This is a genomic window from Paraburkholderia acidicola (assembly GCF_002362315.1).
Classification (GTDB): Bacteria; Pseudomonadota; Gammaproteobacteria; order Burkholderiales; family Burkholderiaceae; genus Paraburkholderia; species Paraburkholderia acidicola.
The window spans coordinates 732,919-744,996 of the sequence record NZ_MTZV01000004.1; the positions used below are offsets into that span (position 1 = coordinate 732,919).

Sequence of the window (12,078 nt, forward strand, 5' to 3'; positions counted from 1 at the left end):
GACGCGCGCCCACCGATATCGTTATGACCATTTAGTTCATGCGCGCGCTACGCGGACTGCTAACATCGTTAAATGAGTGCGGCATGGCGCCGCAACCGACAAGAGACGCGTGCTTGCGCGCGACCTGCCCCGTTCATGATTCCCCCGACCATCCCCGACCTCGTCGCGCGTGCCGCCAGCCACCCGTTTCTCGGCGAGCATCTGGCACGCGGAACGGGCGAGCACAGCGACAGTGCGATCGCCCGCTTCAACGGTTTTCAACTCGGCAGCTCGTATGAGCCGATCTTCGATATCAGCGTGCATGCGTATGGGCAGTCGCTCGGTTCGGCGCCGGAGCGGGCCGACCGGTTCGGCGACGAGCTCGGTTTTCAGGCGGTGACGCAACGCATCGACGGCGTGCCGTTCGATGCGCAAGACACCTTCGAGCGCATCGCCGACGACCAGGAACTGGTCGCCCTGGACCGCATGTCTCGCGCACTGCACGCAATCAATTTCTTCGGCGCGCAGCAGCATGGGCTGCTGTTTCTGCGGGTTCACGAACGGTTGCTGAAGAGCGTGAAGTACGACCATGGCCGGCATTTCTCGGCGGTGCTCGTATCGTTTGGATTGAACCCGTCACGCATCGTGATCGAACTACCGGCGGCGGCAGTTGCACATCGCAACTTCCTCGGCTATCTGACGCGGAGTTATCAGCGGTACGGTTTCAAGGTGGCGGGCAATCTGCCGAATGCCGGACAGATCCTCTCGGTGTCGGACATGGCGCGGCTCGATTTCATCAAGATGGATGCGGGCTCGGCGCTGCGCGACTCGATGGTGAAGCCGCTGGTCGGTTATGCGAACCGGTTGCGCATTCCGTTGATCTTCAACCGCGTCGCCGATGAAGCGCAATTCGATCTGCTGCAGCAATACGATGTGCGCTTCGTGCAAGGCCCGCTTTTCGCCGCGCACGATCACGACCGGACGGCGTAAAGGGCCCGCAAAACTACGCAGTATCACCAAGCCTGCAAGCAAGCGCCTTCAACCGCGGCGCGACGCTCTCGCGAAACACCTCCTCCCCCATCGACGATGCCGGCCCGCTGCAACTGAGCACGAGCCAGCGTCCATCGCGCGTCTCGCGAAACGGCACCGCGACGGCGTTGACATCGTCATTCCACGCGCGAAACGAGAAGCAGCAGCGTGCTTCGGCAAACGCGTCGATCTCGAACTGCGCATCGGCCACGAGCGCAGCGCCGTCCGCGCCGGCCGCCTTCTTCAGCTCGGCGAGCAAGGCTGCGCGCGCATCGGCGGGCAGCACCGCGAGGTAGGCACGGCCCATCGAACTGGTGAGCATCGACAGCCGCGAACCCGACGCAAGACCGAGCGTCAGTGCGGTCTCGCTGCGAATCGTCTCGAGATAGATCATGTCGAGCCCATCCCGACAGCCGAGTGACACAGCCGCGCCCACTTCGCGTGCGAACGTACGCATGTGCGGCCGCGCGAGTTCGAGCGTGTCGGTTCCCGACAGCAGTGCGAACCCAAGCGACAGCACACCGGCATCGAGTGCGTACTTGCCGAGCGTTTCGTCGAAGCGCAGATAACCGAGCACCGTCAGCGTGTACGCGAGCCGGTTCACGGTTGCCTTGGGCAGGCCGGTCCGTTCGACGAAATCGCGATTGCCGAGCATCGTTTCGCCGGGGCGGAACGCACGCAGCAGGTCCAGCCCACGAGCCAGGGCGGTGACGAATTTGCGCTCGTCGATGGAAATGGCGGGGGTGGATGCGGGCGTCATCGGATGGTACACTCGGGTCTGATTTGCAAAACATTGTTCCGCATAGCGGAACTAAAGTCAAGGAACAGGAGAGTCGCATCATGGCCGACGCCGCGCAGTTTCATTGGGAAGATCCGCTGTTGCTCGATCAGCAGTTGACCGGGGAAGAACGCATGGTGCGCGACGCCGCACAAGCGTATTCGCAAGACAAGCTGGCGCCGCGTGTGCTCGAAGCGTTCCGTCACGAGAAGACCGATGCCAGCATCTTCCGCGAGATGGGCGAACTCGGCCTGCTCGGCCCGACCATTCCTGAACAGTACGGCGGCCCCGGTCTGAGCTACGTGAGCTACGGGCTGATCGCACGTGAAGTGGAACGCATCGACTCCGGCTATCGCTCGATGATGTCGGTCCAGTCGTCGCTCGTGATGGTGCCGATCTTCGAATTCGGCTCCGACGCGCAAAAGGAAAAATATCTGCCGAAACTTGCCACCGGCGAATGGATCGGCTGCTTCGGCCTGACCGAGCCGAACCACGGCTCGGATCCGGGCAGCATGGTGACGCGCGCGAAGAAGGTCGACGGCGGCTATTCGCTGTCGGGCTCGAAGATGTGGATCACCAACTCACCGATCGCCGATGTGTTCGTCGTCTGGGCCAAGCTCCAGGAGGACGGCAAGGATGCGATTCGCGGCTTCATCCTCGAGAAGGGCTGGAAAGGTCTGTCGGCACCGGCGATCCACGGCAAGGTCGGTCTGCGCTCGTCGATCACCGGCGAGATCGTGCTCGATGAAGTGTTCGTCCCCGCCGAAAACCTGATGCCGAACGTGAGTGGCCTGCGTGGTCCGTTCACGTGCCTGAATTCGGCGCGCTACGGCATTGCGTGGGGCGCGCTCGGCGCCGCGGAAGCCTGCTGGCATACCGCGCGGCAGTATGTGCTCGATCGCAAGCAGTTCGGTCGCCCGCTCGCTGCAAACCAGCTGATCCAGAAGAAGCTTGCCGATATGCAAACCGAGATCACGCTCGGCCTGCAAGGCGTGCTACGCCTCGGCCGGATGAAAGACGAAGGCACTGCCGCCGTCGAGATCACGTCGATCATGAAGCGCAATTCCTGCGGCAAGGCGCTCGACATCGCGCGGCTTGCACGCGACATGCTCGGCGGCAACGGCATCTCGGACGAGTTCGGCATTGCGCGGCACCTCGTGAACCTCGAGGTCGTCAACACGTATGAAGGCACGCACGATATTCACGCGCTGATACTGGGGCGCGCGCAGACGGGTATTCAGGCGTTCTTCTGAGCGGCGCAGTCACGCTAGTGCATCAAACAAAAACCCCGCATGCGCGGGGTTTTTGTTTCGTACCGGTTGCCGCGCGGCCAGGCCAGGCCAGGTCGCGCGAACCGCGTTACTTGTTCGGCTGCGGCGTAAGACGCAGATACGGGCGTATTGCCTTGTAGCCCTTCGGAAACCGCTGTTTGATTTCCTCTTCGTCCTTCAGCGACGGAACGATCACCACGTCGTCGCCCTGCTTCCAGTTGCCCGGCGTCGCGACCTTATGGTTGTCGGTGAGCTGCAGCGAATCGATCACGCGCAACACTTCGTCGAAGTTACGTCCGGTGCTGGCCGGATACGTGATGATCAGGCGCACTTTCTTCTTCGGATCGATCACGAACAGCGAGCGCACCGTGAGCGTTTCGTTCGCATTCGGGTGAATCATGTCGTAGAGTTCCGAAACCTTGCGATCGCCGTCCGCGAGAATCGGGAAGCCGACGCTTGCCGCCTGCGTCTCGTTGATGTCCTTGATCCATTCCTTATGCGATTCCGCGCTGTCCACCGACAACGCAATCGTCTTCACATTGCGCTTGTCGAATTCGCCCGCGAGCTTCGCCGTCAGACCGAGTTCGGTCGTGCAGACCGGTGTGAAGTCGGCGGGATGCGAAAACAAAACGCCCCAGCTGTCGCCGAGCCATTCATGGAAACTGATGCGGCCGATGCTCGAATCCTGTTCGAAATCTGGTGCGATGTCGCCGAGACGCAGACTCATGGTGCAGCTCCTTGAAGTGAACGGACGAATTTGCAGATAGTACCCGCAAGCTTCGCAAAGAGTTGAAGCATACGGGAAGCCACCGTTCTGTTGAACAAACATCGCGTCAGAACTTTATGAGTTTTTGTAATTTTCGCCGGCGCGGGGGAAACTTTACGGGGCAGATCAACTCCATCAAGCTGCGGATCAACCGCCGTATCAATGCAACGACGCTGTCGGGGCGCTTTTTAGCAGCCGTCGTTCGCAGAAAACAGCAACGGGAACAGTTCGTGCATACCCCACCAGACAGTGCGTTGACCAGCGCACTCGCCAGCGGACGTTTCTTTGGTTACGATTCACGCGTGGCGTGATACGAAGGGAGCAGTCAATGTCGGAAGTCAACAAGGAGAGATTGATGTCGGATATCAAAGCCGTCCTCGCGGACGCTGAAGACCTGTTGAAGCAGGCCGCAAGCGCAACGGGCGAGCGCGCGTCGGAACTGCGCGAAACGGCGCTGTCGCGTCTGAAGCAGGCAAAGGAAAAAGCCGCCGACGTGCAGGTCGTCGTTGTCGAAAAAGGCAAGAAAGCCGCGCGCGCAACCGACGACTACGTACACGAACATCCGTGGGCGTCGATCGGCATCGCAGCCGGCGTCGGCGTTCTGGTCGGCTTGCTGATCAACCGCAAATAAGGCCGCGACACCGTGCAGCGGCCGCGCCGGGTTCATCGGCCGGCGGCCGCTCCGCTCACATACAGGTCGGCCGGCCCGCGCCGGTCGACTCCTTCTGGTGCATCTGCACGCGCAACGCGCTTAGGCCATGACGATCGATTCCCACACGCGCGCAGAGCATGGGCCCTTGCGCCGCATCCTCGGCTCCGTATTCGCCATCATCCAGACGCGCCTCGAACTGATCGGCATCGAGTTGAGCGAGGAGAAAGACCGTCTGCTGATGGTGCTCTTCCTCGGGCTCGCGGCCATGATGCTTGCCACCATGGCGCTGATCGCACTGACTGCACTGGTGGCCATCGCTTTCTGGGACACCTGGCGCTGGCAGGCGCTCGCCGGCATCACGCTGGTCTATGCGCTCGCCGCATTGTTCTGTGCATTGCGCGCGCGCAGCAGCTTGCGCAACGCGCCGATGGTATTCGAAGCCACGCTGAAGGAATTCGAAAAGGACCGCGACATCTTCCGCAAGCAATAAAGCCGGCGGGTACGTTACCCGCTACCGCAGTTTCTCCATCGCTACCGCTATCGTTACCGAGATCTCATGAGCCAGCCCCGTCCCGATACCGCCTTTCGCAACCAGCATTCGAGTGCGCGAGATCTGAGCGCACCGCATCTGCGCGCACTGCGCAAGGAACTGCTGATCGTGCGCGCGGATGTCGAACGGATGGAATTCGCGCAGGCTACGGTTGAGCTGCGTCAATCGGTCACGCATTTCAGCTGGCTCAAGTTTCTGTTGCCAGGTTTTCGCGGAATGAGCTGGGGCACAGGCAAGAGTGCGAATGCGGGCATCGGCGCACTGCTCAAACAGTATCCGCTGATCAGTTCGCTTGCATCGATCCTGCTTGCCAAACCACTGCGCTCTACGCTCCTCGCTAGCGCGAAACCGCTGCTCAAATGGGGTGGCCTCGGATTTGCCGCGTGGGAGGCGTACCGCATCTGGCAACAGATGAAGCGCGACGACGATACCGCGCCAGCGGCGAAATCTCGCCGCTGAACGTTCACGCAACGCTCGTTCAACGCGTATTCCAGCACTCGTCTGCGGCGAGCCCTGTCGGGTTGCTGCTGCGATTCACCCGCACACCCGTCGCGTCGAGCACGAACGTGCCGCATGCATCACCCTGCATCGGGCCATCCTCCACAGGTACCGCCTCCAGCGTATAGCCACCGTTCGTCGCATTGCCCGGCAGCACGCTAAGCCGATACAGCACCGTGCCGAACTGCGGTGCGCGATCAAGCCCGACAGGCAGCACATTCCGTTCACCGCTCGCATCGGTTTCCACGAACTGGGCAGCGCGATACAGCGCGGCTGCGGCATCGGTTCGATGCGTCCGCGCGATCTGGCTGCGATACGCCGGCACTGCGAAGACCGCGAGCGTCGCGGCAATCGCCAGCGCGATGACCAGTTCGAGCAGCGTGAAAGCATCGGTCCGTGAATTCATACGAAGGTTATCTCGCCGTTCAAAAGGGACGCGCGACGATCTGCCGCCAGTGGCGCTCCGTGCGCCCGTCTTCGACGACGAGTGTCAGTTGCAGCCATGCCTGCGATGCCAGCGTCGTGCCAAAACCACGCGCAGTGATCAGCCATGCGCGTGCATCGGGACGCGTTGCAAGCTGCCATCCTTCGATCAGACATTGCGGCGGTCGCAACGACCCGGGCCATTGAGTTGCCGGAGTCTGTGCGCGCGCCTCGAAGGTTGCTGCGCGACGCCAGCCTTCGGGTTCTCCCGCGACGTCTGGCAACGCAGTGGTGGTGTTCGCCAGTGCCATCTGCGCACATGAGGCCAGCGCTGCATCGGCAGCATGAAAAGCCTGCAGATGGCCCTGCGTATTCGCGGTACCGCGTGCGCTCGCAAGAGAAGCCTCGAACCACGCCGCCGATGTAACGAGCATCATCGACGACAGCATCAGCACGACCGGGAGCGCAACGCCGCGCACCTGGCTACGCGCCCGGCGCCCTCCTCGCGTTCGAATAGCGCGTGTCATGACGCGCTCCGCTGCTGGTTGCGAACGGCGACGCGCCGCCAGAACGCCTGCCGTACACGCGTGTCGGTCGCAAGCAGCGACACGCCGTCGCAATCGACATAACGCGTACGGCGCCCAAGCGGTGCGCCACGCACCAGCACGCACAGATCCACCGCGACAATCTGTTGCCATTGATCACGCGCCACAGCAGAAGCATCGAGCGCGGTGTGCGCGTCCTTCAGCCAGTAGCGAACCCGCAATCCTTCGACACCTTCCACCAGCGGTTGCGCCACGCCCGGCCGGCCGCTGCCGTCGCAATACAGTTCGGGTTCGCCGGCGCTGCCGGTTCTCGCATGGAAGCGGTTGACGATCGGTATGCGCTGCGAATCGCTTCCGGCTGCGTCGGTGGTCACGCTCTGGCCGAGACAGTCGGTGGGCCGACCGGTCGACGATGGCCACGTCGATATCGTGTCGCCTATATAGCGCACCGCAATGCCGTCCGAATGCGTGCTCACCGTCTCGCAACTACGATTTTCGAAGCTGCCAACCGTGCGTGCGCCCGAGCAACCGAACAACCCCGCGGACGAATCGGCCGGCGCCATATCGGCGGGCACGAAGCCGGCCATGCGCACCTGCGCGGCGATCAGCGCGAGCGCCGTCATACCGGCGTCGTGTATCCGCAGCGCATCGGTTGCGCGCACGAACGCGGCACGCTGTGAGCGGTACATCGAGACAGCACCGGCCACCACGACTAGTCCGAGCGCGACGGCGATCATCAGCTCCAGCAGCGTGTGACCGCGCGAGCGGAACCTGGCTACGGTCATCGGGCGAACGCGATCGCAACGCAGGCCGTCCGCGGCGGTACCGCCATGCCGCCGCAAGACTCGGGCATATCGATTACTTCGCCACGCACCGACGGCGCAGGCGCCAGCCACGTGACATGTGCGACCGCGGCTCCGGCGCGTTGATCGCGAATCGACACCTCGTCCTGTGGGAGCAAACGCGCGGCGAGCACCTTCCATTGCGACAACGCCGCGTCTTCATTCGCGTTGGCGCGCGCGGTTTCAGCCACCGCGTCCGAGATCATCGCCGCATGCTCGCGCAGCGTGACCGCTTTCGCCTCACCTGCTGTCCACCATTGCGCGGCCGTCAAACCAAGCACCGTGACGGCCATCAAGGCAACCGCCAGCATCACTTCGAGTAGTGAGTTGCCACGACATGCAGCGTGTTTGCGCCGGCTCATGATGCCGCTCCGCAAGCGCCGTCGGAAATGCGCGGTCGGCCGCCGGCAGCAATCCTGATACAACGCCGCCAGTTATTCCCCTGAGTGGCGCGCGACATCGAGCGCGGCGCGACGTCAAAGTTGCGAAAGCCGCCGATCACCTGCCCTGCCGGCGGCGTGAACGTGAGATTGCTGAGCGTGCCGTTCACACTCACTGCAGCGAGACCCGGCTGCACACGCAACGCAGACAGCGCCGTCGAACCGGGTTGCTCGGCCATCACGGCCCAGCCGCACGACCAGTCCTGCACGCCGCTGCGACACGCTTCACCGGCCGGCAGGCAGCGATGCGCACTATCGATGCGACACACCGTGACACGCACACCGCGGCGCAGCGCTTCGCTGCGTGCGTAGCTGAGCGTGGAGAGCATCGCGCGCGCCCGGGCGTCGACCTGATCGCGCACCTGCCACGCGACAAACGACGGCGTGGCCAGAACCGCAAGCGAGGCAAGCAGCGCGACCACGACGAGCATTTCAGCAAGCGTGAAACCGCCGTACGCTTGCGGCGGCAAAACATGAGGTGCCATGGGTCACTCCTGACTGGTCCGAAGAACACAGTCAATCTAGCGACCCATGCGAAACGTGACAATCGACCGAACGGCCAGGTCGCGAGGGGAAGTGAACAGAACAAACAGAACAGGCAGGTGAAAGCGCGTGCGATACAACGCACGCACAACACGCAACTCAGAAGGTAATCTCAGCGCTTGCGCGAAGACTTGACGGGCGCGGGCGGCGACGAAGCGCGACGGAATTCCTCGATCACATCCTCGAACTCGGACACGTCTTCGAAGCGCCGGTACACGGAAGCGAAGCGCACGTACGCAATCGTATCGAGTGCGCGCAGCTCGTTCATCACGAGTTCGCCGAGCCGTTCGCTGCGCACTTCACGCTCGCCGCTGCCGAGCAGTTGATATTCGATGCGGGCGACGGCCGTATCGATTGCCTCGGCGGCGACCGGCCGCTTTCTCAGCGCGAGCTGCATGCTCGCGACGATCTTGCGGCGGTCGAACTCCCTGCGGCTGCCATCCTTCTTGACGACCGCCGGCAACGCCAGTTCGGTCCGCTCGTACGTTGTAAAACGCTTGTCGCAGGCCGAACAACGACGCCGCCGGCGGATCGCCGCGCCGTCTTCCGACACGCGGGAATCCACGACCTGCGTATCGTCGTGCCGACAGAAGGGGCAGCGCATGATCGCCTAGCGGTAAACCGGAAAGCGCTTCGTGAGGGCGGCGACCTGGGTACGCACGCGTTCGATCGTTGCGGCATCTTCCGGATTGTCGAGCACATCGGCGATCAGGTTGCCGACCTGTTCGGCTTCCGCGACACCGAAACCACGCGTCGTCATGGCCGGCGAGCCGAGACGAACACCGCTCGTGACGAACGGTTTTTCCGGATCGTTCGGGATCGCGTTCTTGTTGACCGTGATGTGCGCCGCGCCGAGCGCCGCTTCCGCCGCTTTACCGGTGATCTGCTTCGCCCGCAGGTCGACCAGCATGACGTGGCTCTCGGTGCGACCGGACACGATACGCAGGCCGCGCTTCACCAGCGTTTCGGCGAGCACGCGTGCGTTGTCGAGCACCGCCTGCTGATACGTCTTGAATTCCGGCGACAGTGCTTCCTTGAATGCCACGGCCTTGGCGGCAATGACGTGCATCAGCGGACCACCCTGAATGCCCGGGAAGATCGCCGAGTTGATCGGCTTCTCGTATTCGGACTTCATCAGGATCACGCCGCCGCGCGGACCGCGCAGGCTCTTGTGCGTGGTGGTCGTGACGAAGTCGGCGTGCGGCACCGGGTTCGGGTAGACGCCCGCAGCGATCAGACCGGCGTAGTGCGCCATGTCAACCATCAGGTACGCGCCAACCGACTTCGCGATCTTCGCAAGACGTTCGAAGTCGATGCGCAGCGAGAACGCCGAGGCGCCCGCGACGATCAGCTTCGGCTTGTGTTCCTGAGCGAGTTTTTCCGCGGCGTCGTAGTCGATGTCTTCGGCTTCGTTCAGACCGTAGCTGACCACGTTGAACCACTTGCCCGACATGTTGACCGGCGAGCCGTGCGTCAGATGGCCGCCGTGCGCGAGGCTCATGCCCATGATCGTGTCGCCCGGCTTCAGCATCGCGAAGAACACGCCCTGATTGGCCTGCGAGCCCGAGTTCGGCTGCACGTTCGCAGCTTCGGCGCCGAAGATCTGCTTCACGCGATCGATGGCGAGCTGCTCGACGATGTCCACGTATTCGCAGCCGCCGTAGTAGCGCTTGCCGGGATAGCCTTCGGCGTACTTGTTGGTGAGCTGCGAGCCCTGGGCGGCCATGACGGCCGGGCTCGTGTAGTTTTCCGACGCGATCAGTTCGATGTGGTCTTCCTGACGGCGGTTTTCCTGTTCGATCGCCTTCCAGATTTCGGGATCGACGCTGGCGATAGTGCTTTCGGCTCTGTCAAACATACGGGTTCCGTTGAGTGAGTTCAGTTCAGGTTGACCGGATTGCGCGGGATAAGCGTAGCGGATACGCAGCGCTGCTGGCGGCTGGGCCAGCCTTGACATGGCGGAGAAGGAGCGCCGCACACGCGAGGCAGGACAGCCACCGGCGGCGCCAGACTACGACGCGCGGATCACGGCTGCCCAGGCGAACGGCAAAACGGCACCCTGCGCTTCACGGTGGGTTGTTCCACCTTTGAACCCAGAAGGGTTCTATCGCCAGTCACGCAGGATTGAGCGCGTTAGTTTATTGGAACCTGCACCAATAGGCAACAGCGGGCGACCGCCAGCCGGCGCCGCCCCATGCCGCTGCAAGCCCCGCGGGACGGTGCTCCAGCGCCGGCGCCCGCGGCAGCCGGGCCGGCCCTCGTCCTTGCCGCAGCGCCGCATTGGAAGTAGGCTGATGCCCTTTCCATCTTTCCGACCATGGAGCAGCAATGATCGTGTTCGTCACAGGCGCGTCCGCAGGGTTCGGCGCCGCTATCGCAAGAGCGTTCGTCAACGGCGGCCATCGGGTCGTCGCCACCGCGCGCCGCAAGGACCGCCTGCAAGCGCTCGCCGATGAACTGGGCGAGCGGCTCCTGCCGTTCGAACTCGACGTGCGCGACCGCGCCGCCGTCGAAGCCGCGCCGGCCGCGCTGCCGCCAGAGTTCGCAGCCATCGACGTGCTGGTCAACAACGCCGGTCTCGCACTCGGCCTGGAACCCGCCCAGCGCGCCGTGCTGGACGACTGGCAAACGATGATCGACACCAACTGCACCGGCCTTGTGCAGGTTACGCGCGCGCTGCTGCCGGGCATGGTGGAGCGTAACCGCGGACACGTGTTCAATCTGGGCTCCGCGGCGGCCAACTGGCCCTATGCGGGCGGCAACGTCTACGGCGCGACCAAGGCGTTCGTGCGGCAGTTCAGCCTGAACCTGCGCGCCGACCTGACCGGCACCGCGGTGCGCGTCACCGATGTCGAGCCGGGACTGTGCGGCGGTACCGAGTTTTCAAACGTGCGTTTCCGCGGCGACGACGCGAAGGCGGCGAATGTCTACCAGAACGTCCAGCCGCTAACCGCCGAAGACATCGCGGAATCGATCTACTGGATCGCCACACGGCCCGCTCACGTGAACATCAACACGATCGAGCTGATGCCGGTTGCGCAGTCGTTTGCGGGTTTGTCGGTGCACCGCGGCTGAGCGTTCGCGCCGCACGTGGCAACCGGAAAGACAACAAATCGCGACAAATCGTGAGACGCGTCCGCGTTCCGGTAAAATGCGCGGCATGAATATGTCCAGCAGCCAGCCCGGCACGGAACCAGGCTTCACGTGGCCGATCCGGGTGTATTACGAAGACACCGATGCCGGTGGCATCGTGTACTCCGCGAATTACATGAAGTTTTTCGAGCGGGCGCGCACCGAATGGTTGCGCGCCTCCGGAATCGACCAGCGGCAACTCGCCGACGAAACCGGCACGATGTTCATCGTGTGCAGCACCGCGCTCAGTTACCGGGCGCCGGCGCGGCTCGACGATCTCGTCACCGTGATCAGCCGGGTTGAGCGGCTTGGCCGCGCATCGGTCGATTTCACGCAGGAAGCCTGGCGTGACGACACGCTGCTCGCCACGGGCGAGATCCGGGTCGGCTGCGTCGAACGTGCTGCGTTCCGACCTGCCGCCATTCCTCCACCGGTGCTCGCCGCATTGCGGCGCGGACCAGCTACTACGACGACCGGCGTGTCAACGACAGTCGACTGAACACCGTTGATACGTCGCCAGTGAACTCGTATCGATCAAAGCCACACCAAGCATGGTTCGGCGAAGGATACGCCGAAGCTTCCGGTTTCCCGACCGCCAGCTTCGACGGGCCTTGCAGCCGGACGCCCCTT

17 protein-coding genes and 1 riboswitch are annotated in these 12,078 nt (G+C 63.3%); of the genes, 8 read left to right on the plus strand and 9 right to left on the minus strand.

Going from position 1 to position 12,078, the window contains the following annotated elements; translation table 11 throughout:
• Positions 1 to 135 precede the first annotated feature (135 nt).
• Entirely contained in the window at positions 136 to 969 is an 834-nt protein-coding gene (locus BWP39_RS13515) for an EAL domain-containing protein (RefSeq protein ID WP_096720909.1), read from the plus strand.
• A gap of 13 nt (positions 970 to 982) precedes the next feature.
• Here BWP39_RS13515 and BWP39_RS13520 read toward each other — a convergent pair whose 3' ends face one another.
• Complete coding sequence (locus tag BWP39_RS13520; RefSeq protein ID WP_096720911.1) at positions 983 to 1,768, minus strand: IclR family transcriptional regulator; 786 nt, start codon at positions 1,766 to 1,768, stop codon at positions 983 to 985.
• Between the two features lie 80 nt (positions 1,769 to 1,848).
• Here BWP39_RS13520 and BWP39_RS13525 point away from each other — a divergent pair, with 80 nt between their 5' ends.
• Positions 1,849 to 3,039, plus strand: coding sequence for an acyl-CoA dehydrogenase (locus tag BWP39_RS13525; RefSeq protein WP_091010121.1), 1,191 nt, complete (start codon positions 1,849 to 1,851; stop codon positions 3,037 to 3,039).
• 106 nt (positions 3,040 to 3,145) lie between these two features.
• Here the strand turns inward: BWP39_RS13525 and BWP39_RS13530 are convergent, their stop codons facing one another.
• Complete coding sequence (locus tag BWP39_RS13530) at positions 3,146 to 3,784, minus strand: peroxiredoxin (RefSeq protein WP_096720913.1); 639 nt, start codon at positions 3,782 to 3,784, stop codon at positions 3,146 to 3,148.
• A 62-nt stretch (positions 3,785 to 3,846) separates the two neighbouring features.
• Here BWP39_RS13530 and BWP39_RS31490 point away from each other — a divergent pair, with 62 nt between their 5' ends.
• The 4 genes from BWP39_RS31490 to BWP39_RS13545 all read left to right on the plus strand — a co-directional run bounded on the left by BWP39_RS31490 (position 3,847) and on the right by BWP39_RS13545 (position 5,484).
• A complete protein-coding gene (locus BWP39_RS31490; protein WP_133116871.1) occupies positions 3,847 to 4,134 on the plus strand; it encodes a hypothetical protein in 288 nt (95 codons plus the stop codon).
• A 17-nt stretch (positions 4,135 to 4,151) separates the two neighbouring features.
• Entirely contained in the window at positions 4,152 to 4,454 is a 303-nt protein-coding gene (locus BWP39_RS13535; protein WP_091010118.1) for a DUF883 family protein, read from the plus strand.
• A 127-nt stretch (positions 4,455 to 4,581) separates the two neighbouring features.
• Positions 4,582 to 4,965, plus strand: coding sequence for a phage holin family protein (locus tag BWP39_RS13540; RefSeq protein WP_096720915.1), 384 nt, complete (start codon positions 4,582 to 4,584; stop codon positions 4,963 to 4,965).
• A 66-nt stretch (positions 4,966 to 5,031) separates the two neighbouring features.
• A complete protein-coding gene (locus tag BWP39_RS13545; RefSeq protein WP_096720917.1) occupies positions 5,032 to 5,484 on the plus strand; it encodes a DUF3318 domain-containing protein in 453 nt (150 codons plus the stop codon).
• 19 nt (positions 5,485 to 5,503) lie between these two features.
• Here the strand turns inward: BWP39_RS13545 and BWP39_RS13550 are convergent, their stop codons facing one another.
• The 7 genes from BWP39_RS13550 to glyA all read right to left on the minus strand — a co-directional run bounded on the left by BWP39_RS13550 (position 5,504) and on the right by glyA (position 10,174).
• Positions 5,504 to 5,929 carry a type IV pilin protein gene (locus BWP39_RS13550; protein WP_096720919.1) on the minus strand — a complete coding sequence of 142 codons (426 nt, stop codon included), beginning with the start codon at positions 5,927 to 5,929 and terminating at the stop codon, positions 5,504 to 5,506.
• A gap of 19 nt (positions 5,930 to 5,948) precedes the next feature.
• On the minus strand, positions 5,949 to 6,473 hold the full coding sequence (locus tag BWP39_RS13555) for a hypothetical protein (protein ID WP_207556802.1): 525 nt from the start codon (positions 6,471 to 6,473) through the stop codon (positions 5,949 to 5,951).
• Positions 6,470 to 7,276, minus strand: coding sequence for a PilW family protein (locus BWP39_RS13560; RefSeq protein WP_096720921.1), 807 nt, complete (start codon positions 7,274 to 7,276; stop codon positions 6,470 to 6,472). The genes BWP39_RS13555 and BWP39_RS13560 overlap by 4 nt, the downstream gene beginning before the upstream one ends.
• Positions 7,273 to 7,695, minus strand: a complete 423-nt coding sequence (locus tag BWP39_RS13565) for a type IV pilus modification PilV family protein (RefSeq protein ID WP_096720923.1) — start codon at positions 7,693 to 7,695, stop codon at positions 7,273 to 7,275. Before BWP39_RS13565 ends, BWP39_RS13560 begins: the two co-directional genes overlap by 4 nt.
• Positions 7,692 to 8,258: a GspH/FimT family pseudopilin gene (locus BWP39_RS13570; protein WP_096720925.1), complete on the minus strand. Its 567-nt coding sequence runs from the start codon at positions 8,256 to 8,258 to the stop codon at positions 7,692 to 7,694. The genes BWP39_RS13565 and BWP39_RS13570 overlap by 4 nt, the downstream gene beginning before the upstream one ends.
• 170 nt (positions 8,259 to 8,428) lie before the next feature.
• The gene (gene nrdR, locus BWP39_RS13575) at positions 8,429 to 8,920 is read right to left on the minus strand and encodes a transcriptional regulator NrdR (protein ID WP_091010103.1); all 492 of its coding nucleotides are present in this window, start codon (positions 8,918 to 8,920) and stop codon (positions 8,429 to 8,431) included.
• A gap of 6 nt (positions 8,921 to 8,926) precedes the next feature.
• A complete protein-coding gene (gene glyA / locus BWP39_RS13580; protein WP_096720927.1) occupies positions 8,927 to 10,174 on the minus strand; it encodes a serine hydroxymethyltransferase in 1,248 nt (415 codons plus the stop codon).
• Positions 10,175 to 10,342: 168 nt separating this feature from the next.
• Positions 10,343 to 10,444, minus strand: a riboswitch (ZMP/ZTP riboswitch).
• Positions 10,445 to 10,644: 200 nt separating this feature from the next.
• Between glyA and ydfG the strand changes: the two genes are divergently transcribed.
• Positions 10,645 to 11,391: a bifunctional NADP-dependent 3-hydroxy acid dehydrogenase/3-hydroxypropionate dehydrogenase YdfG gene (gene ydfG, locus BWP39_RS13585; protein WP_096720929.1), complete on the plus strand. Its 747-nt coding sequence runs from the start codon at positions 10,645 to 10,647 to the stop codon at positions 11,389 to 11,391.
• A 76-nt stretch (positions 11,392 to 11,467) separates the two neighbouring features.
• Positions 11,468 to 11,947: a tol-pal system-associated acyl-CoA thioesterase gene (gene ybgC, locus BWP39_RS13590; RefSeq protein ID WP_096720931.1), complete on the plus strand. Its 480-nt coding sequence runs from the start codon at positions 11,468 to 11,470 to the stop codon at positions 11,945 to 11,947.
• Positions 11,948 to 12,078: the final 131 nt, after the last annotated feature.

Bases quoted from the DNA above. Each gene is read 5' to 3' on its own strand.
- BWP39_RS13515 (WP_096720909.1), top strand. From the start codon at position 136: ATGATTCCCCCGACCATCCCCGACCTCGTCGCGCGTGCCGCCAGCCAC.
- BWP39_RS13520 (WP_096720911.1), bottom strand. From the start codon at position 1,768: ATGACGCCCGCATCCACCCCCGCCATTTCCATCGACGAGCGCAAATTC.
- BWP39_RS13525 (WP_091010121.1), top strand. From the start codon at position 1,849: ATGGCCGACGCCGCGCAGTTTCATTGGGAAGATCCGCTGTTGCTCGAT.
- BWP39_RS13530 (WP_096720913.1), bottom strand. From the start codon at position 3,784: ATGAGTCTGCGTCTCGGCGACATCGCACCAGATTTCGAACAGGATTCG.
- BWP39_RS13535 (WP_091010118.1), top strand. From the start codon at position 4,152: ATGTCGGAAGTCAACAAGGAGAGATTGATGTCGGATATCAAAGCCGTC.
- BWP39_RS13540 (WP_096720915.1), top strand. From the start codon at position 4,582: ATGACGATCGATTCCCACACGCGCGCAGAGCATGGGCCCTTGCGCCGC.
- BWP39_RS13545 (WP_096720917.1), top strand. From the start codon at position 5,032: ATGAGCCAGCCCCGTCCCGATACCGCCTTTCGCAACCAGCATTCGAGT.
- BWP39_RS13550 (WP_096720919.1), bottom strand. From the start codon at position 5,929: ATGAATTCACGGACCGATGCTTTCACGCTGCTCGAACTGGTCATCGCG.
- BWP39_RS13555 (WP_207556802.1), bottom strand. From the start codon at position 6,473: ATGACACGCGCTATTCGAACGCGAGGAGGGCGCCGGGCGCGTAGCCAG.
- BWP39_RS13560 (WP_096720921.1), bottom strand. From the start codon at position 7,276: ATGACCGTAGCCAGGTTCCGCTCGCGCGGTCACACGCTGCTGGAGCTG.
- BWP39_RS13565 (WP_096720923.1), bottom strand. From the start codon at position 7,695: ATGAGCCGGCGCAAACACGCTGCATGTCGTGGCAACTCACTACTCGAA.
- BWP39_RS13570 (WP_096720925.1), bottom strand. From the start codon at position 8,258: ATGGCACCTCATGTTTTGCCGCCGCAAGCGTACGGCGGTTTCACGCTT.
- nrdR (WP_091010103.1), bottom strand. From the start codon at position 8,920: ATGCGCTGCCCCTTCTGTCGGCACGACGATACGCAGGTCGTGGATTCC.
- glyA (WP_096720927.1), bottom strand. From the start codon at position 10,174: ATGTTTGACAGAGCCGAAAGCACTATCGCCAGCGTCGATCCCGAAATC.
- ydfG (WP_096720929.1), top strand. From the start codon at position 10,645: ATGATCGTGTTCGTCACAGGCGCGTCCGCAGGGTTCGGCGCCGCTATC.
- ybgC (WP_096720931.1), top strand. From the start codon at position 11,468: ATGCGCGGCATGAATATGTCCAGCAGCCAGCCCGGCACGGAACCAGGC.